This is a genomic window from Microlunatus parietis, assembly GCF_013407955.1.
GTDB classification, from domain to species: domain Bacteria; phylum Actinomycetota; class Actinomycetes; order Propionibacteriales; family Propionibacteriaceae; genus Microlunatus; species Microlunatus parietis.
On sequence record NZ_JACCBU010000001.1, the window covers coordinates 4,053,750 to 4,075,244 of the forward strand.

The 21,495-nt window shown below is 68.0% G+C and carries 27 protein-coding genes and 1 tRNA gene; 9 read left to right on the forward strand and 19 right to left on the reverse strand.

Features of this window, described 5'->3' with window-relative positions; genetic code table 11:
- Nucleotides 1–5: 5 nt before the first annotated feature.
- The gene (locus tag BKA15_RS19360; RefSeq protein WP_179753474.1) at nucleotides 6–830 is read right to left on the reverse strand and encodes an aldo/keto reductase; all 825 of its coding nucleotides are present in this window, start codon (nucleotides 828–830) and stop codon (nucleotides 6–8) included.
- A 120-nt stretch (nucleotides 831–950) separates the two neighbouring features.
- On the opposite strand from BKA15_RS19360, the gene BKA15_RS19365 reads away from it, so the two are divergent.
- Nucleotides 951–1,583 (forward strand): class I SAM-dependent methyltransferase, encoded by a 633-nt coding sequence (locus BKA15_RS19365; protein ID WP_179753476.1) that lies wholly within the window; start codon nucleotides 951–953, stop codon nucleotides 1,581–1,583.
- A gap of 676 nt (nucleotides 1,584–2,259) precedes the next feature.
- Here BKA15_RS19365 and BKA15_RS19370 read toward each other — a convergent pair.
- Nucleotides 2,260–2,853 (reverse strand): hypothetical protein, encoded by a 594-nt coding sequence (locus BKA15_RS19370; RefSeq protein WP_179753478.1) that lies wholly within the window; start codon nucleotides 2,851–2,853, stop codon nucleotides 2,260–2,262.
- 177 nt (nucleotides 2,854–3,030) lie between these two features.
- On the opposite strand from BKA15_RS19370, the gene BKA15_RS19375 reads away from it, so the two are divergent.
- A complete protein-coding gene (locus tag BKA15_RS19375; RefSeq protein WP_179753480.1) occupies nucleotides 3,031–4,023 on the forward strand; it encodes a UbiA family prenyltransferase in 993 nt (330 codons plus the stop codon).
- Here BKA15_RS19375 and BKA15_RS19380 read toward each other — a convergent pair.
- On the reverse strand, nucleotides 4,007–4,612 hold the full coding sequence (locus tag BKA15_RS19380) for a diacylglycerol/polyprenol kinase family protein (RefSeq protein ID WP_179753482.1): 606 nt from the start codon (nucleotides 4,610–4,612) through the stop codon (nucleotides 4,007–4,009). The two genes, BKA15_RS19375 and BKA15_RS19380, sit on opposite strands and share 17 nt — an antisense overlap.
- A complete protein-coding gene (locus tag BKA15_RS19385) occupies nucleotides 4,609–5,124 on the reverse strand; it encodes an ATP-binding cassette domain-containing protein (RefSeq protein ID WP_179753484.1) in 516 nt (171 codons plus the stop codon). The genes BKA15_RS19380 and BKA15_RS19385 overlap by 4 nt, the downstream gene beginning before the upstream one ends.
- A 71-nt stretch (nucleotides 5,125–5,195) precedes the next feature.
- Between BKA15_RS19385 and argS the strand changes: the two genes are divergently transcribed.
- Nucleotides 5,196–6,833: an arginine--tRNA ligase gene (gene argS, locus BKA15_RS19390; RefSeq protein WP_179753486.1), complete on the forward strand. Its 1,638-nt coding sequence runs from the start codon at nucleotides 5,196–5,198 to the stop codon at nucleotides 6,831–6,833.
- Nucleotides 6,834–6,896: 63 nt separating this feature from the next.
- Here argS and ppgK read toward each other — a convergent pair whose 3' ends face one another.
- From ppgK to BKA15_RS19420, 6 genes are all read right to left on the reverse strand, one after another.
- Nucleotides 6,897–7,694: a polyphosphate--glucose phosphotransferase gene (gene ppgK / locus BKA15_RS19395; RefSeq protein ID WP_179753488.1), complete on the reverse strand. Its 798-nt coding sequence runs from the start codon at nucleotides 7,692–7,694 to the stop codon at nucleotides 6,897–6,899.
- A 10-nt stretch (nucleotides 7,695–7,704) separates the two neighbouring features.
- Nucleotides 7,705–10,074 carry a PH domain-containing protein gene (locus BKA15_RS19400; protein ID WP_179753490.1) on the reverse strand — a complete coding sequence of 790 codons (2,370 nt, stop codon included), beginning with the start codon at nucleotides 10,072–10,074 and terminating at the stop codon, nucleotides 7,705–7,707.
- A gap of 18 nt (nucleotides 10,075–10,092) precedes the next feature.
- Nucleotides 10,093–10,581 (reverse strand): PH domain-containing protein, encoded by a 489-nt coding sequence (locus BKA15_RS19405; RefSeq protein ID WP_179753497.1) that lies wholly within the window; start codon nucleotides 10,579–10,581, stop codon nucleotides 10,093–10,095.
- A 37-nt stretch (nucleotides 10,582–10,618) separates the two neighbouring features.
- A complete protein-coding gene (locus BKA15_RS19410) occupies nucleotides 10,619–11,278 on the reverse strand; it encodes a DUF1707 SHOCT-like domain-containing protein (RefSeq protein ID WP_179753499.1) in 660 nt (219 codons plus the stop codon).
- Nucleotides 11,279–11,364: 86 nt separating this feature from the next.
- On the reverse strand, nucleotides 11,365–11,709 hold the full coding sequence (locus BKA15_RS19415; RefSeq protein ID WP_179753501.1) for a VOC family protein: 345 nt from the start codon (nucleotides 11,707–11,709) through the stop codon (nucleotides 11,365–11,367).
- Nucleotides 11,710–11,728: 19 nt separating this feature from the next.
- Entirely contained in the window at nucleotides 11,729–12,532 is an 804-nt protein-coding gene (locus tag BKA15_RS19420; RefSeq protein WP_179753503.1) for a MerR family transcriptional regulator, read from the reverse strand.
- A 95-nt stretch (nucleotides 12,533–12,627) separates the two neighbouring features.
- On the opposite strand from BKA15_RS19420, the gene BKA15_RS19425 reads away from it, so the two are divergent.
- A tRNA-Gly gene (locus BKA15_RS19425) sits at nucleotides 12,628–12,701 on the forward strand.
- Between the two features lie 60 nt (nucleotides 12,702–12,761).
- Here the strand turns inward: BKA15_RS19425 and BKA15_RS36450 are convergent.
- Complete coding sequence (locus tag BKA15_RS36450; protein WP_218871483.1) at nucleotides 12,762–13,229, reverse strand: tyrosine-type recombinase/integrase; 468 nt, start codon at nucleotides 13,227–13,229, stop codon at nucleotides 12,762–12,764.
- Nucleotides 13,230–13,356: 127 nt separating this feature from the next.
- On the opposite strand from BKA15_RS36450, the gene BKA15_RS19435 reads away from it, so the two are divergent.
- Nucleotides 13,357–14,271 (forward strand): hypothetical protein, encoded by a 915-nt coding sequence (locus BKA15_RS19435; RefSeq protein WP_179753505.1) that lies wholly within the window; start codon nucleotides 13,357–13,359, stop codon nucleotides 14,269–14,271.
- A 384-nt stretch (nucleotides 14,272–14,655) separates the two neighbouring features.
- On the opposite strand, the gene BKA15_RS19440 is transcribed toward BKA15_RS19435, so the two are convergent.
- A complete protein-coding gene (locus BKA15_RS19440) occupies nucleotides 14,656–15,228 on the reverse strand; it encodes a TetR/AcrR family transcriptional regulator (RefSeq protein WP_179753507.1) in 573 nt (190 codons plus the stop codon).
- Nucleotides 15,229–15,367: 139 nt separating this feature from the next.
- Between BKA15_RS19440 and BKA15_RS19445 the strand changes: the two genes are divergently transcribed.
- Both BKA15_RS19445 and BKA15_RS19450 read left to right on the forward strand, forming a co-directional pair.
- Nucleotides 15,368–16,102, forward strand: coding sequence for an SDR family NAD(P)-dependent oxidoreductase (locus BKA15_RS19445; protein ID WP_179753509.1), 735 nt, complete (start codon nucleotides 15,368–15,370; stop codon nucleotides 16,100–16,102).
- Between the two features lie 41 nt (nucleotides 16,103–16,143).
- Entirely contained in the window at nucleotides 16,144–16,767 is a 624-nt protein-coding gene (locus tag BKA15_RS19450) for an NADPH-dependent F420 reductase (RefSeq protein ID WP_179753511.1), read from the forward strand.
- Here BKA15_RS19450 and BKA15_RS19455 read toward each other — a convergent pair.
- Genes BKA15_RS19455 through BKA15_RS19465 form a run of 3 tightly spaced genes read right to left on the reverse strand, consistent with a single transcriptional unit; the run spans nucleotide 16,748 to nucleotide 18,212 of the window.
- On the reverse strand, nucleotides 16,748–17,173 hold the full coding sequence (locus tag BKA15_RS19455; protein ID WP_179753513.1) for an HIT family protein: 426 nt from the start codon (nucleotides 17,171–17,173) through the stop codon (nucleotides 16,748–16,750). The genes BKA15_RS19450 and BKA15_RS19455 overlap by 20 nt on opposite strands.
- A gap of 9 nt (nucleotides 17,174–17,182) precedes the next feature.
- Nucleotides 17,183–17,656: a hypothetical protein gene (locus BKA15_RS19460; RefSeq protein ID WP_179753515.1), complete on the reverse strand. Its 474-nt coding sequence runs from the start codon at nucleotides 17,654–17,656 to the stop codon at nucleotides 17,183–17,185.
- Complete coding sequence (locus BKA15_RS19465) at nucleotides 17,646–18,212, reverse strand: DinB family protein (protein ID WP_179753517.1); 567 nt, start codon at nucleotides 18,210–18,212, stop codon at nucleotides 17,646–17,648. Before BKA15_RS19465 ends, BKA15_RS19460 begins: the two co-directional genes overlap by 11 nt.
- A gap of 119 nt (nucleotides 18,213–18,331) precedes the next feature.
- On the opposite strand from BKA15_RS19465, the gene BKA15_RS19470 reads away from it, so the two are divergent.
- The gene (locus tag BKA15_RS19470; RefSeq protein ID WP_179753519.1) at nucleotides 18,332–18,670 is read left to right on the forward strand and encodes a GNAT family N-acetyltransferase; all 339 of its coding nucleotides are present in this window, start codon (nucleotides 18,332–18,334) and stop codon (nucleotides 18,668–18,670) included.
- Between the two features lie 16 nt (nucleotides 18,671–18,686).
- Here BKA15_RS19470 and BKA15_RS19475 read toward each other — a convergent pair whose 3' ends face one another.
- A complete protein-coding gene (locus BKA15_RS19475; RefSeq protein WP_179753520.1) occupies nucleotides 18,687–19,199 on the reverse strand; it encodes a DinB family protein in 513 nt (170 codons plus the stop codon).
- 5 nt (nucleotides 19,200–19,204) lie between these two features.
- A complete protein-coding gene (locus BKA15_RS19480) occupies nucleotides 19,205–19,708 on the reverse strand; it encodes a GyrI-like domain-containing protein (RefSeq protein ID WP_179753522.1) in 504 nt (167 codons plus the stop codon).
- 270 nt (nucleotides 19,709–19,978) lie between these two features.
- On the opposite strand from BKA15_RS19480, the gene BKA15_RS19485 reads away from it, so the two are divergent.
- A complete protein-coding gene (locus BKA15_RS19485) occupies nucleotides 19,979–20,161 on the forward strand; it encodes a hypothetical protein (protein WP_179753524.1) in 183 nt (60 codons plus the stop codon).
- 10 nt (nucleotides 20,162–20,171) lie between these two features.
- Here BKA15_RS19485 and BKA15_RS19490 read toward each other — a convergent pair whose 3' ends face one another.
- Nucleotides 20,172–20,711 (reverse strand): HD domain-containing protein, encoded by a 540-nt coding sequence (locus tag BKA15_RS19490; protein WP_179753526.1) that lies wholly within the window; start codon nucleotides 20,709–20,711, stop codon nucleotides 20,172–20,174.
- A 33-nt stretch (nucleotides 20,712–20,744) separates the two neighbouring features.
- Nucleotides 20,745–21,413 (reverse strand): hypothetical protein, encoded by a 669-nt coding sequence (locus BKA15_RS19495; protein ID WP_179753529.1) that lies wholly within the window; start codon nucleotides 21,411–21,413, stop codon nucleotides 20,745–20,747.
- Between the last annotated feature and the right edge of the window lie 82 nt (nucleotides 21,414–21,495).

Consider the following 21,495-nt stretch of genomic DNA (forward strand, 5'->3'; position numbering starts at 1 on the left):
CATGATCAGTTGAACTCGTTCGGGTGCGGGTTGTTCCGGCCGTCGACGTTCACCGCGTCGATCACTGCGATGTCGTCGGCGGACAGCTCGAACCCGAAGATGTCGAAGTTCTCCTCGATCCGGGCCGGCGTGACCGACTTCGGGAACACCACGTAGCCCTTCTGGATGTGCCAGCGCAAGATCACCTGGGCCGGGGTGCGGCCGAGCTTGCCGGCCAACTCCTGGATCTGCGGGTTGGCCAGGTCCTTGGCCAGGCCGAGCGGGCTGTAGGACTGGGTGACGATGCCGAGCTCGTTGTTCACCGCGACGAGCGGCTCCTGGCTGAACGTCGGGTGCAGCTCGATCTGGTTCACCGTGGGCACGGTAGAGCTCTCGGCCACGACGCGACGAAGATGATCTTCGAGGAAGTTGGAGACGCCGATCGACTTGGACCAGCCCTTCGACTTGATCTCCTCGAGCGCCAGCCAGGCCTCGACGTAGTTGTCCTTCTCCGGCGTCGGCCAGTGGATCAGGTAGAGATCGACGTACTCGAGACCGAGCTTCTCCAGGCTGGTCTGGATCGCGGCGAGCGCGTCGTCGTGGGCGTGCTTGTCGTTCCACAGCTTGGTGGTGACGAACAGTTCCTCGCGCGGGATGCCGGACTCGGCGATCGCGCGCCCGACGCCCTCCTCGTTGCCGTAGATCGCGGCGGTGTCGATGTGCCGGTAGCCGACCTCGAGCGCCTTGGCCACCGAGGTGACGATGTCCTCGGTCGAGACCTGCCATACGCCGAACCCGAGCTGCGGGATCTCGTTGCCGTCGTTGAGGGTGATCGTGGGCACCTGGCTCATGACCGTTGCTCCTTCTCGTGTCGGGTTGTCAGAGGTGAGTATTTCCGATCCGCGATGCGGAATCGACCCGGGTACGGCACGATGGTGCCCGCCACCGGAGCAGGAGTAGGGAGGATCGGAATGTCCGGTCAGAGCCGACCGCAGCAGGGCGAGATGATCACGATGTTCACCGACACGTATCGGGCCGCGAACGCCGGCGGCCGGCAACCGCCCTGGGACTGGCAGGCGCCGCACCCGCATCTGGTCCGGTGGGTGCGGGAGAACAAGATCAGCGGCAGCGGCCGGTCGGCGATGATCGTCGGTTGCGGGTACGGGGACGATGCGGCGTTCGTGGCCTCGCTGGGCTTCCGTACCACCGGGTTCGACTACGTGGCCGACGCGATCGAGGGTGCCCGGCGGCGCCATCCCGACGCCGGATTCGATCTTCGGGTGGCCGACCTGTTCGCGCTGCCGCCGGAGTGGAACGGCGCCTTCGACCTCGTGGTGGAGAGCCTGACCGTGCAGTCCATTCCGCGCGAGCAGCGCAGCGACGCCACGGCCGCGATCGCCCGCCTGGCAGCTCCCGGCGGCACGGTGCTGGTGATCGCCTCGGCGCTCGACGACGCGGTGCGGGAACCGGGGCCGCCCTGGCCGCTGGACCGGGCCGACGTCGAACGGTTCGGCGAGTACGGCCTCGAACCGATCGCGATCAACCGCTGGGAACGCCCGGATCGCCCCGATCTGTCACCTTGGCTGGCCGAGTTCCGGCGGTAGGGGATCCTGCCGGATCGAGAGCGTGGGTTTGTCGACAACCGCACCCTGATTTCGCCAGCCAGACGTACGAATGTCGACAACCCCACCATCGTTGGCGCCACATCGGGTCGACGCTGGATCGCTCCGTCCAGGCGTGCCACGCAGATCTTGCAGCCAGACCACGATCGGCCCGGTCCCCGACACTGAGCGGGTCCCGACACTGAACGGACGCCTTGACCTCGATCCGGCGGCAGGCGCAGGGCCAAGGATTCGCTCGGCGCACGCCCTGGCGAATCTGCGGGTCCCGGGCACCGTGTCCGGGCTCGCTCCACCTACCCAGGCCGCTGCCGATCACTCGCTGCCGAAGCCGCCGGCCTCTCGAGCCCAACCTGGATCCGTGGACCCGTCGCCTCAGCCGCGCACCTGCCTCCAAAGTGATGTCGTTATTTCTCCACGGGCGAGCAACCGATCGCGACTGCCACGTGGAAATGCCCCGTCCGTGGAGGAATTCCGACATGCCCGCCATCCGGGTCTGTGAGCGCCAGCGCGGAGCGTGGTGGCTGCGGCGTTGACGCTCGACCGCCGCTCGGGCACCGCTTTGCGTCGACAGTCCCTCGACCGGACGCCTTGCGGCCGGCACCGGGAGGGTATGTGGTGGTGTCGTCCGTGCGCCAGGCCGCCCGTCCGGGGAACCGGGCTAAAGGCACTTCGGGTTGCGGACGCACTGGATCGCTCCGCCGGCGGCGGCGAACAGGAGGGCGATCCAGCCGATCCCGAGCAGCAGGCAGGTGACGGCCGCGAAGCCGGCGGCACCGGCGATGCCGAGCGAGCCGCGCTCGTTGCGCAGTTGAGCCGCCGCTTCCGGTGCGCCCGGCTGGTGGGCGATCTGCTCCAGGTAGTGGTAGCGGGCCCGGGTGGTGGCGATCAGCCAGATCAGCATGGCGATCAGCACGATCGCCAGCACGATCGGGACCGGCGCGGCGATGAAGACCAGGGCCGACACCCCGGCGGCGATCATGCCGGCGTCGGGCTCGAGCTGCTCGGTGATCAGGTATTGGATCACCAGGCCGACCACGATCACGCCGAGGACCACGGCCAGGAAGATCAACACCGGGCGCGCCCCACCGGTGACGTGGCGATAGCCGGCCAGCAGCGCCGGGTCGTGGGCGAGCGGCTCCTCCGACGCGACCAGCCGTCGCCGCCCGAGCACGTACGCGGGCAGCAGCAGGGCGAGCACCGCGGCGCCTCCGACGAGGTTCACCAGGATGATGGCCAGCGGTCCGGTGTCCATGCCCGCATCGTCCCACTTCGCCGAATCAACCGCCCGAACGGCGCGGTCCGTAAGTCCGTCGACCTTGTCCGAAACCCCGGTGACCGGTCAGTTGTGCACCGACACGCCGCAAAAACCGCTGCTTTGGTGACCGGTCGGCGGAGGTTTGGGTGGGGGTGGGGGATTAGGGTCGGGAGGGTGGTGCGGACGAGGGAGAGGCGCTCGCCGTTGCTGTGGCAGCTGCTGCGGCCTGGCACGGCGATCCTGATCTTGCTGCAGGCTCTGCTCTGTCACCTGCTGCTCGGCCTGCCCGCGCCGCATCCGCTGGGTTTCCTGGGCGGGTTGGTCCTGCTTGCGCTCTGGTACGCCCACGCGGTGGCGATCAACGACCTGAGCGACGCCGATACGGACGCGATCAACCTGGCCGGGGCTGCGGACCGGCCGTTGATCAACCGGACCGCGAGCGTGGGCCGGCTGCGGCTGACCGGCTGGCTGCTGGCCGCGGCGGTGGTGATCATCGGGCTGCTGTTATCGCCGTGGCTCGGGTTGGCCGGCTTGATCATGGTGCTGCTCAACCTGGCCTACTCGCTGCCGCCGGTCCGGCTGTCCGGCCGCGGCGGTGCCGCCCAGCTGCTGCTCCCGATCGGGTACGTGATCTTCCCGGCCGTCGTGGTCTGGGCGATCTCGGGCCAGCCGCCGGTCGACGGGCGCGGCCTGATCGGCGTGGCCGGGCTCTACCTGCTGCTCTGCGGAAGGCTGTTCCTCAAGGACATCCGCGACGTCGAGGGCGACCGGCGGACCGGGAAGCGGACCTTCCTGGTCCGGCACGGGCTGCCGGCCACGCTGGTCGCGTCGGCCGTGCTGCTGGTCCTCGGCGTGGTGATCATGGCGCTGGCGATCATGCCGCCGGCCCGGTACGCGCTGATCCTCGCGGCCGTGATCACGGCGGTCGGCGCGCCGCTGTTGTTGATCAAGGTCGGCCTGGCCGAAGGGCTGAACCGGCGGCTGCTCTGGGTCGGCCTGGTCGGCCGGCTGGCCAGCCTGTGGACGTTCTGCTGCACGGTGTCGCTGGCCGTGAGCCGCTGGAATCCAGGACCCTGGTGGCAGCAGGAGGTGGTGACCGCGCTCGGCGTGATCATGTTCGCGTTCTCGTTCCTGCCGTACCGCGAGGAGCTCAGGCGAGCGCGCTGATCAGGATCGCCGCGATCGCCGGCACGGTGAGGTTGTCGGTGCCGCGCGGGCTTACCAGCTCGGTGACCGTACAGCCCAGGGCAACCACGGCCGCCGGCATCGGACCGGCCGGCAGCGTGATCAGGAACGCGACCACCAGAAAGGTGAGTGCCCCGCCGACCGAGCGGCCCAGCACGATGGTCCGGATCGGCCACCGCCGCCCGACCAGGTAGGCCGCGGTGTCGGCCAGGCCGAGGATCAGCACCGCCAAGACGAAGACGATCGCGTTGTCGGCCAGCAACGCGGCCAGTGCCACGCCGACCCCGAACAGCAGGTCGCCCCAGGATCCCTCGGCGCGCGAGCTCAGGCTGCGCAGCGGCAGGTAGCGGCGGGCCAGCAGCAGCGCCGCGGAGAACAGCAACCCGATCAGCACGTACCACCGGAAGTCGAGCCAGAGGCAGGACAGGACGGCGAGCAGCGCGGAGCCGACGTGGGCGATCTTGCGGCTCAGCTCGGGCGGCGGCTCCCACCGCCGGGCGACGACCTCGTTGATCGCCAGGAAGCCGGCCAGCAGCGCCACCGTGGTGACCACGGTGACCGCGGTGATCATGGCCAGACCTCGCGGATCCGGTCCAGGCACTCCGGTACGGGTTCGCGGGTGTCGACGACCAGGTCGGCGAGCCGGCGACCGTGGTCCAGCTCGGCGGCCAGCACCTCCGGCTCGGCCCGCTCCAGGTCGCCGCGTTCGCGCAGCCGCCGCAGCAGGTCCGGGACCGGAGCCTCGGCGGCGACCACATACAGGTCGGGATGCAGGGCCCGCAGCCGGTCCAGGACGACGGCCCGCAGGCAGGCCGCGACCGGGTGACCCGGTTCGGAGTCCAGCCGCGGCAGGGCGTAGTCGTGGCCGTAGTGCCGGTGCACCCCGAGCGCCGCCGACTTCCGCTCCGCGAACTCGGCCTCGTCGACGAATTCGTGGGTGTCGGAGGTCTCGCCCGGGCGGCGGGGTCGAGTGGTGAGCGTGCGTACGGTCCGCAGATCGGGCAACTGGGCGCTCAGGGCCCGGAGCAGGGTCGACTTGCCCGCCCCGCTCGGGCCGATCAGCACGAGAGCCGCGGCAGCCATGAGCCGCACTGTACGGGGGCGATCGGAAACCGGGCGGAGCGGCCGTTCGGAGAGTGGAATACTTGCTTCCCGTGTCATCGATTCCCACCCTGCTGAGTTCCGCGGTCGAGGCGATTGCCGGCGTCGACCCCGAGCTCCGGCCTGCCACGAAGCCGCAGTTCGGACACTTCCAGTCCAACGTCGCGCTCCGCCTGGCCAAGGCCGAGGGCAAGCCGCCGCGCGAGGTCGCGGCGCGGATCGTCGACACCCTCGACGTGTCGGAATGGTGCGAGCCGCTGGAGATCGCCGGCCCGGGCTTCATCAACTTCCGGATCAAGGCCGACGTGCTGGCTGCTGAGGCGAGCCGGCAACTGACCGACCCGGCGGTCGGAGTGGTGCCGACCGACATGCCGCAGCGGGTGGTGATCGACTACTCGGGCGCCAACGTGGCCAAGCAGATGCACGTCGGCCACCTTCGGTCGACGGTGATCGGGGACTGCTTCAACCGGGTGCTGACCGCGCTCGGCCACACGGTGATCCCGCAGAACCACCTCGGCGACTGGGGCACCCAGTTCGGCATGCTGGTCGAGCAGATCCTCGAGGAGGGCCTGGACGCGTCCACGTTCGACCTGATCAAGGCCGAGGAGCTGTACCGGCGGGCCAACGAGCACTTCAAGGAAGACCCCGTGTTCGCCGACAAGGCGCGGAAGCGGGTGGTCGCGCTGCAGTCCGGCGACGAGCAGACGCTGTCCATCTGGCGACAGTTGATCACGCTCTCGGTGGCGGGCTTCAACGGCGTCTACGCGCGGCTCCACGTCAAGCTCACCGACGATGATCTTGCCGGCGAGTCGACGTACAACGATGATCTTGCGGTGGTCGCCCGCGAGCTGGAGGAGAGCGGCACGGCGGTGATCGACGACGGCGCGCTGTGCGTCTTCGTCGAGGGCTTCAACTCGCCCATGATCATCCGCAAGTCCGACGGCGGGTACGGCTACGGCATCACGGACCTGGCCGCGGTCCGGCACCGGGTCCGGGATCTGAAGGCCGACCGGATGATCTACGTGGTCGGCACCGAGCAGACGTACCACTTCAACCAGGTCTTCGCGGTCTGCCGCAAGGCCGGCTATCTCCCGGACGACGTGGTCGCCGAGCACGCCGGTTACGGCCTGATCCTGGGCGCCGACGGCAAGCGGCTGCGGACCCGGGACGGCGGCACGATGAAGTTGATCAACCTGCTCGACGCGGCCGAGGAGAAGGCGTCACCCCCGATCGCGCTGGCGGCGATCAAGTACGCCGACCTGTCCAGCGGGCTGCAGAAGGACTACGTCTTTGACATCGACCGGATGGTCAAGGCGCAGGGCAACACCGGGCCCTATCTGCAGTACGCGCACGCCCGGTGCAGCCAGGTGCTCCGGAAGGCCGAGGCCGAGCAGTTCGACGTGCCGACCAAGATCACGGTGATCGACGAGCCGGCGGAGCAGACTCTCGCGCTCCAGTTGACCAAGTACGGCGAGACCGTCGCGGATGTGGCCGAGACGCTGCAACCGCACCGGCTCTGCGGTTACCTGTACGACCTCGCGGTCGCCTACACCGACTTCTACGAGAACTGCCCGGTGCTCAAGGCCGAGGGCGAGATCCGGGCCTCCCGGCTCGCCCTCTGTCTGGCCACCAAGCGGGTCCTCGCCGCCGGCCTGGACCTGCTCGGAATCGAAGCCCTGGAACGGATGTAACCAAACTCCGCGTCCTGAGCCTGTCGAAGGGCAGGTCACATGGGCTCGGCCCAACGACCAAGCTCAGGGTGCGTTGGGGCCTACGTGCTTGATCGGGTCCGGGTGCTCCTGGGCGTCGTTGGCGAGCCACGCGGCGCCGATGATGCCGGCCTTGTTGCGCAGCGTGGCCGGCACGATCGGGCTGTTCAGCTTGAGGTGGGGCAGGAACTCGTCGGAGTCCTTGCTGACGCCGCCGCCGACGACGATCAGGTCCGGCCAGAACAGGGCCTCGACGACCTCGTAGTAGCGCTGCAGCCGGACCGCGTACTCCTCGTACGACATGCCCGTCTTGTCCTTCACGCTGGCCGCGGCCCGGCTTTCGGCGTCGTGGCCGTCGATCTCCAGGTGGCCCAGCTCGGAGTTGGGGATCAGCACGCCGCGGTAGATCAGCGCACTGCCGATCCCGGTGCCGAGGGTGGTCATCAGGACCAGGCCCGGATGCCCCTTCGCCGCGCCGTACTGCACCTCGGCGACCCCGGCCGCGTCGGCGTCGTTGACCAGCACGATCGGCCGGCCGAGTCGATCTTCGAAGATCTTCTCCGCGGGGGCGTCGATCCAGGACTTGTCGATGTTCGCGGCCGACCGAGTGCGCCCGTGGGTCACCACGGCCGGCACGGTGACCCCGATCGGTCCGTCGCCGATCTGGTCGGCGAAATGATCAACGATCTCGCTGACGACGGCCGCGACATTCTCCGGCGTCGACTCCTGCGGGGTCTCGATCCGGAGACGCTTCTCCGCGAACACACCTTCGGCGAGATCAACCGGGGCTCCCTTGATTCCGCTCCCGCCGATATCGATCCCCAACACTGGACGTTCGGTCATGCCGCTGAGCTTAGCGGCGCGTCTCGGTACCCCGGAGGTCGCGCCGCAGCTGTTCCACGGACCAGTCATAGATGGCCGGATCCTCGGCGAAGTAGAAGGCGTAGAACCTGCGGTAGACCTCGATCCAGAACCGCGCCTCGTCGCCGAGCCGGGCGACGGCGAGGTCGGTCAGCCACTCCTCGTCACCGGGATGCGCGGTCCTGGATTCCAGTCCGAGGAACGCGATCGCTCCCGCGACGTCCATCATCGGATCGGCGGCCAGCGTGTGCGGGCTGAAGTCGACCACGCCGGTGACGCACGCGGACCCGTCCGGTTCGCGACGGACCAGGACGTTGCCCGGGAAGTAGTCGCCGTGCACCAGCGCCGGCCAGGTCTGCCGCCGGGCCAGCGCGTCGAACAGCTGCTGCCACCGCTCGGTCAGGTCCGGCAGGTCGGCCTCGAGCCGAGGCCGTACGGACCCGACGGTCCGGTGCAGCTGTGCCGCCAGCAGGTCGGCCAGGGTGTCGAACCGGCGGGGCGCATCCGGGCCGATCAGCTGGGCGAAGCCGGCCACGGGTACGGGCAGCCGCTGCAGATCCATCGCGGCGGTCAGATAGCGCTCCAGGCTCAGCCGGCGGAGGCCCTCATCCGGCGTCGCGGCGAGATGGTCGCGCAGCTCCTCGCCCTCGATCCGGTGCTCGACGGTGTAGCGCCGGCCGGCGAACTCGCCGGCGTCGAGCACCCGCGGGACCGCGTAGCCGAGATCCACGGCGGCCCACAGGTCGGCCAGCGCCCGCCGCTGCGCCGCGACCTCGGGCCGGGCGCCGGGCGCCTGCAGCCGCAGCACCCGGTCGTCGTCGAGGGCGAACACCTGCGACTCCGAACCACCGCCGAGCAGCGCCTCGGGCCCGATCCGGAACCGGTCCAACACGGCCAGTTCGTCGCGGTCGGTGGCACCGGGCCGGCCCGCGGACAGCCGTCGCTGGCGGTCCGCGGCACGGGCGGTCCGGGCCCGGTCGAGCTGGGTCAGCGCGAGCTCGCGGGCGGCGGTCTCGTCCAGTTGCCGGGCCACCGCGTTGACCGGGCCCTTCGGGGTGTCGACGTGGACGTCGGCCAGCCGCAGCCCCCGCTGCCAGGGGCCCTGCTCGATCCGTACCGACTGGCTCTTGGCGTGCGGCACGATGTCGCGGCGATGGGTCAGCCAACCGTGCTCGGTGATCAGGACCCGGTCGTCGTAGCCGTACTTGAGGGTCCAGAAGTTGTACCAGGCCGGCCAGCGGGCCCGGCGCGGCGACGGATGCAACTCGATCGCCGACAGGTCGACGCCGGGCAGCACCCGGTCCAGGGTCACCTGAAGTTGATCTTTGTTGGCCACCGGCAGCAGCACGCTGGTGGCGTTGTTGTCGTTGTTCTCGCCCTCGGACGTGCCGTAGCCGAGGATGTCGACGTCGACCCGCCACCAGCCGAGCCGGCGCCACAGCATCGGCTGCGACACCGAGAGCCCCTGGATCCGGTCCAACGGCACCGACTGACTGGTCAGGGCGGTCAGGCCGCGGGTGATCCGCAGGCCCCGGGACGACTCGGCCAGGGTGAAGTTGAACATCGCGATCAGCCGGCGGCCGACCAGCGACACCAGACCGATCACCGCCGGCACCAGGCCGGGCAGCGCGTAGATGATCACGCCGAGGACGCCGGTCACGACCAGCGCGCCGACGGTGAGGAAGGCGGTGATCAAGAACTCGCTGGACAGCAGGAAGCTGCCCACCAGCATCGCCGGATTGATCACCACCAGCGGCCGGTCGGACTGGCGCAGGTCGGTGAAGGCGCTGGTCTTCTCGCCGTGCTCGGCACCGTGCAGGCTGCTCTGCTCACCGTGCGCGCGGACCAGCAGGTAGTCCCGCAGTCGGGCCGCCCGATCCCGTTGCAGATAACGGAGTTTGATCGTGTTGTCGCCGGCGCCGACCTCGAGCCGCAGCTCGACCAGGCCGAAGATCCGGGCCGCGAACGGCTGGATGATGTCCACCGACTGCAGCCGTTCGAACGGGACCTTCTTGGAACTCTTGAAGATCGCCCCGGTCTCGACCCGGAGCTCTTCGTCGTCGATGACGAACCGGGTGAAGTACCAACTGACGAAGCCGACGGCGGCGGCCAGGATGACGATCACCGCGATCCCCAGCAGCAGCCAGCGCAGCTCCGGCAGCACGAACCCGCCCCGGCCGTTGGACGAGTCCGGGATCAACTCGCGGCCGCCGGCCACAATGATCGCGACCAGCACGAGCCAGCCGCGGATGAACGGGGTCAGCGGGTGCGGACGTTCGGTCTGCTTGACCGCGGGCGCGCCCTCGACCACCGGCGCCAGCTCGGCCGGCGCGGTCGCCTGATCATGATCTTGGTCGGTCATCGTCCGGGCTTCCGGCGATCACAGGCCCGAGGCATGTGCCTCGCCCAGCTGGGTCAGGCTGTCCCGCAGGCGGGCCGCCTCATCCGGGACCAGGCCCGGGATGGTTGCGTTGGTGGATGCGCTGGCGGTGACCAGGGTGACGTGGGCCAGGCCGAGCGCCCGTTCCAGTGGGCCGGACTCGACCTCGACCAACTGCATCCGCCCGTACGGCACCGCGACCAAGGTGCGGAACATGACGCCGTGCGTGATGTAGAGGTCGTCCTCGCGCTCCACGTACCCCCAGGAGCGGTAGTGCCGTTCGACCAGCAGCCACCGGGGCACGGTGATCGCCAGGCCGATGGCGATCACGATCGCGCTGACCCACCAGAGCTGGGTCAGTACACCGAAGATCACCGCCGGAACGAGGAAGACGACCGCGGCGATTCCGGTGGTGAGGCGGCGCAAGGTCCGGTACGGGGGAGCGAGGCGCTTCCACTCGTACTGCGGGGGCGCGAACAGGTCATCCATAGCGACTCCCACCCTAGTGTCCTACGCCTGACGCACGTCAGCGGCGCTTCTTGGGTCCCTTGACGCTGACGCCGCCGAACAGCGACATCCCCTTGAGGACGATCACCGGTGCGCCGGGCACCGGATCGCCGAGCCGGGTGATGTCGGTGCCGCCGAAGACGCCCGCGGTCTGATCACGGACCTCGACGCCCTCCGGCACCAGGACGTCCATCCCGCCGAAGCACCAGAACCCGATGATCTCCACCACCGGAGCCTCGAAGACCGCGTCGCGAAGATCGAGTTCGACGCCGCCGAACACCGCGATCGCCGTGCTGGACTTGCGAATCCGCCACTTCCCCTTGCGCGACGCGCCACCGAAGATCGCGATCATGGTGTCGCGTTCCTCGGCCGGGTGGGACTGGTCGATGGTGAAGTTGGACTGAGCTTGCGGTTGTGGCTGCGGCAGCGTGGGCGGGGTCACCGGAACGAGGTCGCTGGTGATCGGCACCAGGTCGTCGAACGTTCGCGCGCTCATCGCCTGCTCGAGACGCTCGTCGTATTCCTCGTGGGTGAGCCGGCCCTCCGCGAACGCCGTACCGAGCAGGTTCGCGACCTGCTCCCGGTCGGCGTCGGACGCGCGCAGGTTGCCACCGGCGATCGGTCCGACGTCGCGCGGCTCCCGACCGAACGGCTCCGGCACGTTGTTGCTCGCGGTCACACCCCGTACCGTAACGCGTTCCTTCCGAGGTCCGAACTGCTCGTCGGTCAGACAATGGAGGAACCCGGGCGAACCCCGAGCGCGGATCAATGCGGACGGCCGATGTCGAAGACGTTGCCCTCCGGATCGGCCAACGTGACCCAGGCCGTCCCGTACTCCTCGAACTCGCCGACCTTCGTCGCGCCGAGCCCGATTGCCCGCTCGGCCGCGGCCTGGAAGTCGTCCGAGACGAGGTCGAGGTGCAGCCGGTTCTTGCCGGTACGGGGCTCGGGCACGGCCAGGAACATCAGCGAAGGGAAGGCGCCGTCGCCGTGGATCTGGGCCATGAAGGGATTGCCGCCGTCGGCGACCGGCCGGCCGATCACGCCGGCGTAGAAGCCGGCCAGCTGGGTCGGGTCGGCGGAGTCGATCACGATCTGTCCGAGTTGCATGCTGAGTTGGTCCTTTCGGTCAGCCGGCGATGGGCCAGCAGAGTTCGGTGGTGTAGTCGGCCGGATCGGTCACGTCGCCCGGACCGACCAGGTAGAGCTCGCGCACGGGTCCGGGCGCGAGAGTCTCGCGTTCGGCGACGTAGCTGCCGAGCGCGGCGTAGGTACGGTCGATGTCGGTGAAGCTGCCGTGGTGCACGGTGGTCGCGAACCGGCCGGCTGGCAGCGTGAGCTCCCGCAGGCCCGGCGGCGCCGAGGTCGGGATCGGGACGTAGGCGACGACCTCGCCGATGCTGTCGGTGAAGAAGGAGTCGTCGTACGTCGCGGCGCCGGGGCCGATCGGTGCGATCCCGGCCGCGCCGAGGCTCTCGTACAGCCTCGGGAACGTCTGCGCGCACCAGAGGTCGATCACGCTGCGGTCGACCCGGTCCACGATCGCGGCGACCCGCTGCTCCGGTTGATTCGTGGAGCGGAACTCGTACCCGATCCTGGGCTGGGAGAGCAGCCGGCGCAGCGACCCGACGATCTCCCGGGTCCGGTCCAGCTCCTCCTCCATCCGGCGCAGATGGTCGGCGATGATCGCGTTCCGCGCCTCCTCCGAGTCCGCCCGGACCACCGTCGCGATCTCCGGCAGCGGCATGTCCAGGTGGCGGAGTCTGGCGATGAGGAGGGCGGTCGGGACCTGCCCGATCCCGTACCGCCGATAGCTGGTCGTCGCATCCACCTCGGCCGGCTCCAGCAGCCCGATCTCGTGGTAGTGCCGGAGCATCTTGACGCTGAGATGAGTCAACCGGGAGAACTCCCCGATCGGTACCGATACGCTCATGACCGCAACACTGCACCCTCCGACAATGGGAGGGTCAAGCAGCGCCCGGACGAGTTGGCTACACTGCTCTCTGCGCCGGTATGCTGCCGGTCAGCGCGGATGTAGTTCAATGGCAGAACATCAGCTTCCCAAGCTGAGAATGCGAGTTCGATTCTCGTCATCCGCTCCAAGATCGAAACCCCTAGTGGCAGGCCAAATCGCCACTAGGGGTTTTATTCGAACATCGAGGCTAGCCAGTGTGCGTGCCCTCAACGTGCCCCGAACGACGGGAGTTCGCCGGTCGGGCGGTCTTGATCATGGCGTTCAACGACTCGGCGATCACCCGGTCCCGGCTGTCACTCCGGTGCTGGTAGACGAGCGCGGCGTCAACGCTGGCGTGCCCCATCCGAGCCATCAGCTCGCGGGTGCTGGCGCCCGAGATCGCCGCCAGGTGGTTACCGGTGTGCCGCAGGTCATGGATGTGAATCCCGGCCAGGCCGGCGTCCTTCAGGGCACGTGCCCAGATCTTCGAGAAGTTGGTCCGGGCCGGCGTCACACCGTACGGTCCGACGAACACGCGACGGAGACCGCCGAGCTCGCCGAAGGTCGCAAAGTGCTGCTCGACCTCGGGAACCAGCCACTCAGGAAAGGTCACGGTGCGGATGCCGGCTGCCGTCTTTGGCGCCTTGATCACCTGGCGCGCACCGATCTGGGACACGGCCCGCTCAATCTGCCGGATTGACCTCTACTAGATCAAGGCGCCGGCTCCGCCGGCGCGGCGGCGCGTGTCCTCGCTTCGCTGCGGGCCGCGCCGCTTCTGCATCCGCCTTGGCATTATTGATCACATGATCAGCGACTCGCATCCGGTGCGCCACTACCTTGGCCGTTGGCGCCCCAAGACGTCTGATAGAACGGCGCCGCTCCACACGACGGATCAGCTGAGTTCGGCCGAAGTCAAGGCGATTCATCACGCGGAGAACGAGCTTCTCGATGCAAACACGAATTCTGCCTACTTCGTCCTACGGGACCAGCGGCGAGCATTGGACCTGGTGCTGGCGGACGTCGTCAAGGAGTGGAGCAACCAGGATGCGGAATACATGGCCTTACGCCGGCGTGTCTCAACTGCATTGGAGAATTTTCTGTCCTCGCTCCGTGCGTTCGACGATAAGACGTGTGCGTCGTTATCCGCAAAATACGGCAAGGAGTCGAAGCCGTACCGAGTCTTCAAGGCTGCATTGAGCTTGGAATACGACAACCAGGCTGCCTACCGAATCGCGTACAAGCTGAGAAACTTCATGCAGCACGCTGGAACCGTCATGCGACTGGAGATCAACGAGAAACTCGACGACTCAGGCGAGAGATCCGTGACCGCCAGCGCGATACTCCCACCGCAGGAGCTTCTGGCCTGGAATGGGTGGGGAAGCACGGTCAAGCGGGATCTCTCAGCCATGAGCGGGGTAATAGACGCCCAAATTCTGTGCGATCGGGTGACCGACTCGTGCGGAAGGGCGTACGCCAACGCCGTGCTTGCTCAGGAAGCCGCCTTGAAGGCCGCGGCTGACCTCCTTGTGAGCTATGAAGCGCGTGGGCCGCAGCCGATCGATGGCAGGCTAACGATACTTACCCTTCCTGAGCAGGTCGATGGTCTCAAAGGCTCATCGTGGACAGACGTAATGGTTGGCCTCGCTACCGGGCTAGATCGCTTTCTCGCCGAATGCAGGCGTGCAACCGAGAAATACGGACCCGTTGAAGTTGACTAAGCCAGAAGAAGTTACGTCCGCGTCCCCTCTCCGGACCAGTCTCCGGTCTCCGGTCCGCGTGTCAAGGGCGCTGCGCGTCCTTCGGATTTCACCCTTGACGCACGGCCCGGAGCCCTACGATTGGCGCCTACGAGGGGACGCGGCTGGTGTGGGCCGAGGATTCGAACAGCAGGTGTTCGGCGTGCCATTCCCGTGCCATTAGCCGGGTCCGACGAGGTCACTCCAGGCCAGCAGCGCCCATGATCGACTCGCCGGATCCGGATCGGACCGTCAGCCCTGGGCCGGTTCCCAAGCTGAGAATGCGAGTTCGATTCTCGTCATTCGCTCCAAGATCGCAGCCCTTTGTGGCAGGCATGGCCTTCAGCGACTCTGCGATCACCTTGATCACTGAGGGATGGCGTTGTCGATGAGGACGGCAGCGATGGCGGCGGCGGTGGAGAAGGATTCACGGTTGAGGACTCGGGTGCGGGCCGAGGCACCGTCGAGCAGGAGCGCCAATTGTTCGCCGAGTTGCTCGGGGTCGCTGGCGCCCGCTTCGCGGGCGGTTTCGGTGAACTTCGCGGCGAGGGCGGTCTTGTAGTCGCGGGCGTACTGGGACGCGGGATGTTCGGGATCGTGGAGTTCGACGGCGGCCGCGATGTAGGGGCACAGGGGCGTGGACTCGGGCAGGTCGAAGGCGGCGAGGAGTCGTTCGCGGGGTGTCAGGTCGGTGCGGTCGAACACCCCGGGCATGACGTCGGGATCGAATCGACGCAGGTATTCGGCGACGAGTTCGTCCTTGCTGGTGAAGTGCTGGTAGGCCGTGCGCTTGGACACCTGGGCCACCGCGCAGAGTTGGTCCATGCCGGTGCGGTTGATGCCCTGAGCACGGAACAGTTGCTGTGACGCGCTGAGGATGCGCTCGCGCGCGCCGCGCCCGCGGCGCCGGCCCTGGGGGCCCTTCTCCAACTCCGTCATGGGCTCAGTGTAAACCGCTTGGGTACGAATCGGTGTACATAGCTTGCGCCGCAGTGCGGGGCTCCGGTACGTTATGCAAACAGCACGGTGTACATAACTTGCCGACTGTCCCGAACACCCGAATCCAAGAGGAGTGACCGTGGGAAAGCTCGATGGCAAGGTCGCGGTGATCACCGGCGGATCGACCGGCATGGCGCTGGCCGGAGCCAAGCTGTTCGTCGAGGAAGGGGCGTACGTCTTCATCCAGGCCCGGCGCCAGGTTGCCCTGGACGAAGCCGTCAAGCTGATCGGTCGCAACGTCACCGCCGTGCAGGGCGACGCCGCCGACCTGGACGACCTGGACCGGCTGTACGACACCGTCAAGCGGGAGAAGGGCTCGATCGACGTGCTGTGGGCCAGTGCCGGGATGGGCGAACCGGCCGTCCTCGGCGAGATCACCGAGGAACAGTTCAACCGGGCCTTCTCGCTCAACGCGCGCGGCACCCTGTTCACTGTGCAGAAGGCGCTGCCGCTGATCAACGACAACGGCTCGATCTTCATGACCGGATCCAACGCCGCACTCGGCGCCTTCCCCGGCTGGAGCCTTTATGCCGGAAGCAAAGCCGTCCAGCAGGCCTGGGCCCGCGTCTGGCTCAACGAATTGCGGGACCGCAAGATCCGGGTCAACGTGCTGACCCCCGGCCAGGTCGCCACCGCCAAACAGGAAGAGCTGTTCGACGAGGCCTCAAGATCAGCTTTCGAGTCGCTGATCCCCCGCGGAAAGATGGGCCGCCCCGAAGAAATCGCCACCGTCGCTCTGTTCCTCGCCTCCGACGATTCCAGCTACGTCAACGGCCTGGAACTGGTCGCCGACGGCGGCACCACCGCGATCTGACCACCCACCCGAAGACCAAGATCAGGAAGCGAGCACAGCTCATGGGAAGCATCAGCATCATCGGTACGGGGAACATGGCCCGCGCCATCGGCACGCTGGCGATCGCGGGCGGCAACACCGTCGAGGTCATGGGCCGCGATCAGTCCAAGGTCGACGACCTGGTCGAGGCTCTCGGCCGCGGCGCGGCGACGGGAAAGTGGGCCGCAGCTCCGGTCGGGGACATCGTCATCACGGCCCTGCTGGCCGACGGTGTCGTCCCGGTTGTCGTCGAGTACGGTGACGCCCTCGCGGACAAGATCATCGTCGACATCAGCAACCCCTTCAACGCCACGATCGACGGGCTGGCCCACGGCGAGGAGACCTCGATCGCGCAGGAGGTCGCCAAGGTGGCCCCGGCCGGCGCCAGCGTGGTGAAGGCCTTCAACACCGTCTTCCGCAATGTTCTGGAGAAGGGCCGGCCCGCCGTCTTCCTCGCCGGCGACGGTACGCAGGCCAAGGCGAGCGTGAAGGCCTTCATCGAGAGCATCGGGCTGCGCCCGCTGGACGTCGGCGGCCTGAAGATGGCGCACTGGCTGGAAGGTATGGGCCTCGTCACGATGGGGCTCGCCGGCAACGGGGTGGGCCACTGGGACTTCGCCCTTGGCGTCAACGAATGGGGCGGCTGAGCAACCCGGCAAGAGCGTCCAGTTCGTCCGGCGACGGGTAGTGCGGTCGATCCCGGTAGATGCGCAGCACCCCGTCCTCGGCATAGCGCGCCATGACGTGCAGGTGGACGTGCGGCACTTCTTGATCGGCGCCGGGCCCGTTCGACGACCAGACGCTGATGCCCTCCGCTGCCACCGTCGTCCGCAGGCTCCCCGAGACCCGGACCACGGTTCTCATCACGGCGGCCGAGAGTTCATCCGGCAGGTCGTAGAGGAACTCGACATGCGGCTTCGGCACCACCAGGATGTGCCCGCCGTGCGGCCAGCTCGGCTGTCGTCGATCCACGAACGCCATGGTGGTCGCGTCCTCGCAGACGATGCTCGCCCTCGCTCGGCCGGCGACGATGTCACAGAACACGCACTCCACGGGGCAACCCTAAGGCGATGACCAGTGCTGGCTCAGCTGAATCGTCAGCCGGTCCAGGCTGTCCCTGATCAACCGGCCGTAGTCGTCGTCGCCGAGCTCGCCGATCGACTCCCGTGCCTGCCGAAGATGATCACGGGCACGATCAAGATCATCGAGCCTGCGGTAGCAGTCGGCGAGGTTGAGGTGGAGGGACGGATACAGGCCGGCCACCGGCAGGGCGACGCCGGCTTCCTGGGCTCGGTCCTCCTCGATCCGGTCAGCGGCGGCCAGGGCTTTGAGGTCCCAGGTCAGCTCCTGGTGCGGGTCGTCCTGGGCGTCGGCCATCGTGTGGGCGAGTACGCAGACGTGCAGCGGATCGCCTTCCTCGCCGCCGATCTCGTCCCAGAGTTCGGTGAGCAGGTCGCGGGCCGCCTCGCGTTGTCCCTGATGATGATTCAGTGCGGCGGCCTCGCCGATCTTGGCCAGGATCGGGTCAGTGATCATCGTCGCGGAACCTCTCAGCTGCAGTCTGGATCTCGGCATGCCTACTCTGCCAGTGTTCGGCGCCGGCTGAGTCGTGGTCACCCACTCGGCCGTCGATCAGCTCGCGGACGATGTCGGCGTGCCCGCCGTGTGCTGCGGTCTCGCTGATCATCCTGATCATGAGGGCGGCCAGGGTCGTCTCCTGTTGGTTCCAGTGCGCGACCCGGCCCCGGCTGTCCAGGGCGAGTTCGGCGATGGTCGAGTCGGCGTGGGCGCAGGCCTTTCGGTAGGCGTCCAGGATGTAGTCGCTGGTCTCGTCGGGGGTGGCCCACAGATCGATCTCCGTGTACGGGTCGTCGCGGAACCAGGTCGGCCGCTCCACCGGCGGGCGGCCGAACGACTCGCCGAGATACCCGTACTCCTCGCCGGCGAGATGCTTGACCAGGCCGAGCAGGTTGGTGCCGGTCGGGGTCAGCGGCCGGCGGAGATCGTACTCCGAGAGCCCGTCGAGCCGTCCGATGATCTTGGACCGGGCGGCCCGCAGGGCTGCCCACAGCTCATCCTTGAGGTCGGTCATCCGGACTCCTCGGCTCGGCATGGCTGTCGCAGAACTGACGATAGTTTCCGTTCCATCGTTGGAAACCCGCTAGTTTGCGAACTATGGTCAAATTTGCGACACCGCTTGCGTCAGCTCCGGTGATTCGTCGGGCCGCTGCGGCCGATGCGGACCGGCTGGCGTCGTTGCGTCGAGACTACGGGGCGGAACGCCGCGCCCTCGCTCCCGATTCCGATCCCGGCTTCGAGGAGCGGTTCGACGAATGGTTCCGGCGCACGGAGGGCTGGTCCTTCTCCTGGCTCGCCGAGGTCGGTCCGAAGGCGGTCGGATTGCTGACCATGTTCGCGATCCCGCGGATGCCGACTCCGGGTCGGGACGCCGGGCAGCTGGCCTACCTCGGGCGGCTCTTCGTACTTCCGGAACATCGTGGTGCCGGGTTCGGTTCGGCGGATCGCTATCTCGTCTGGAGCGCGAACTGATTCTCGGACAAGCCGGTCAGCTAGGGAAGGTGCCGGTGCGGCCGTCGATCAGTTCGCGGAGGATGTCCAGGTGGCCGGCGTGGCGGATGGTGTCCTCGAGGACGTGCAGGATGATCCAGCGGAGGGAGACCGGCTCGCCGGTCCCGAGGCCGGGCGGCGTCGCGCGTTGATCATCGAGCGGGAAGTCCATGATCACCGAGTCGGCGGCCTCGCGGGCCCGGGCGTAGTAGGCCAGGATGTCGGCCGTGGTCTCGTCGGGCCGGATCCGGGCGTCGGCGTCGCAGTCCTCCGGGTCCCAGGCGATCCATTCCGACGGCCGTCCGTACGGTTCGCAGAACCAGCCGAACTGGATCGAGGCCAGGTGCTTCACCAGGCCGAGCGGATTGGTTCCCGAAGGCACCAGCGGGCGGCGTAGTTGATCATCGTCGAGACCGTCCAACTTCCACAGGACGGCGTCCCGGTGTCGATCAAGGCTCGCGACCAGGCTCGTCTTCTCGTCGCCGAACGGTGGCACCTCGCGTCGCACCATCGTGATCACTCCTCGTCGCGGATCGGCCAGAGGGCCTCGATGAGGTGATCATCCGGCTCCAGGTTCCAGTCTGGTGCGGTGTGGTAGATCCAGCGCGGGGCATCGGTCAAGGCAAGCCCCTGGGCGTCGGCGTACGTGCGCAGTTGATCAACGACGGGTTCGCTGGAGGTCAGGTGGATGTCGTCGCGGTAGAGAATCGAGAGGGCGGTCCCGGCCGGCAGGGTCAGCGCCTCGACCTCCCCTGCGGATCGGCCGGGCCGGTCCACCGGCACGGCGGCCTCACCGGGGATGAGCCCAGCCTCCGTGGCAGGCCAGGTGCAGATGGAGACGGTGCCAGCCTGGGTCAGGCCTTGTCGCGCCATTTCCTCGAACACTCGGCCCAGCGCCTGCCCGGCCCCAGAGTCGGGGTCGCCCGGATTCCAGAGTTCGCGCAACCGGAGTACCGGCTGGGCCCTGAGCCGGCGGCGCATGACCTCGGACACCGCGAGCGGTCTCGGCTCCTCAGGCATGCGACTCACGGTGTCAGGCGGGCACAATCGGGTCAAGACCAAGCGGCGTTCCCGACAATCGGTGGTTCCGGGGAGTGCGGATGAAAGAGATCGAGCCGGTGATCGGCGCTGAGGTGACTCTTCGGCAGCGCAAGTGGGACGCGCCCCGAATCGCACGGCGATGTATGCCGACATCACGACCTTGCCGGAGTTCGGCGATCGTGGCTCCGGGTGGACCCTCACCGCCGTCGACCTGGACCTCGACGTCGTTCGCGGGGTGGAGGGGCGGACGTGGATGAAGATGAGGATGAGTTCGCCGCGCACATCGTTCGGTACGGCTATCCGGAGGAGTTGGTGGCAAGAACTCGGGCGACCGCGGACGAGGTGCTGATCGCGGCTCGAGACGGGTTCGAGCCGTTCGGCACGGCTTGGCGATCATGGGTCGACCGGGCAGGCACCGTCCTCGGCGCCTGACATCTCAAGATCAAAGTTCCAGCCGCAGCCGGGTGATGAAGTCCCGGCAGTACGCGAGCCCATCGATCGCCAGCGCCCGACCGCGCGGGGTCAGGAACCGGGTCATCCTGAGGTTCCGTTCGAAGATCGCCAACGTCTTCTCGTAGCTCTGCCCGTCCGCGCCACCACGCGTGAACGCCTTCGCGACCCCGAACGCGCCGAGCCGCTCGAGGTGGTTCGCGTCATGGACGATCTTCTCCGCCGACGTCATCGGCATCACGTGGTGCCGGCCGAGGGCGACGAAGCCCTCGGCCACCTGCTCGGCAGTCCAGCCGTTCATGATCAGGAAGGCCTCGGTCTCGGCCCGGAACGCCTCGTCTCGGCGGATCCGGTCAGCGAGGCCGTGGAAGCAGGCCAGGAAGTACAGCAGACGCGGCTGCGGTTCCGGCTCGACGCCGCGGGACAGATCGGGCAGCCGCCGCAGGATCCGGCGGATGTGGTCCGCGTTATGGGCCGGGTCGCGGTCCGCGTAATGCGGCAGCGCGAAGCTCTCGTACGGTTCGGCGGACATGGCCACCATGGTGGCCCACCCGGTCCGCGGGACCTAGTTGGACTTGGACCGGGCGTAGCTGCGGCCGTTGGTCGAGGCTCCTCGCTTCGGTCCGCGCAGGGTGGCCGCCGGCGCCGATTCCCCGCCGAGCTCGGTGCGGACGAGGCTCTCGTACCAATTCTTCGGTACGGTCCCGCCGGACAACTCCTTGATCCGCTGCTCGCCGACCTCCAGCAGGAACCCGGACAGCTTCCGGCACGACTCGGACCAGATGTCGAACTCCTCCTGGCTCTCCAGGATCGGGCAATCGCCGACCGCCCTGACGATCCGGGCCGTGGCGTCGCTGACCGGGCCGGGCGAGCTCAGCCGTGCGGTCGCGTACGTCTCCATCACCGACGCCTGCGACTCGGTGATCGCCAGCGTCACCTCGAAGCTGGCCTTCCGGCCGAGGTTGGCGTCGGTCCGCAGCAACAGCGCCTGCCGGGAGTAGTCCTGCAGATCGCGGAACAGTGACGTGCAGACCTCCCGGACGCGCTCGATCTCGCTGAGCGTCGCGGTCTGAGCCCGATCCTGAGCGGCCCGGACCAGATCCGCCTTCCGCTGCGCCGCGGCCGCCCAGGCCGCGCCGATCAGGCCGAGGATCACGCCGACGAGGACACCAAGCGGACCGACCAACCACGGCGCTTGGGTCTGCAACAGCAACGTCCAGATGTCCCCCGGCATGGGTCATACAGTAGAGCGGTTTCACCGGATGGTGCACGGTGTGGCCGGGAACATCTTGCGGAGCAGTCACTCCGCCATCCGT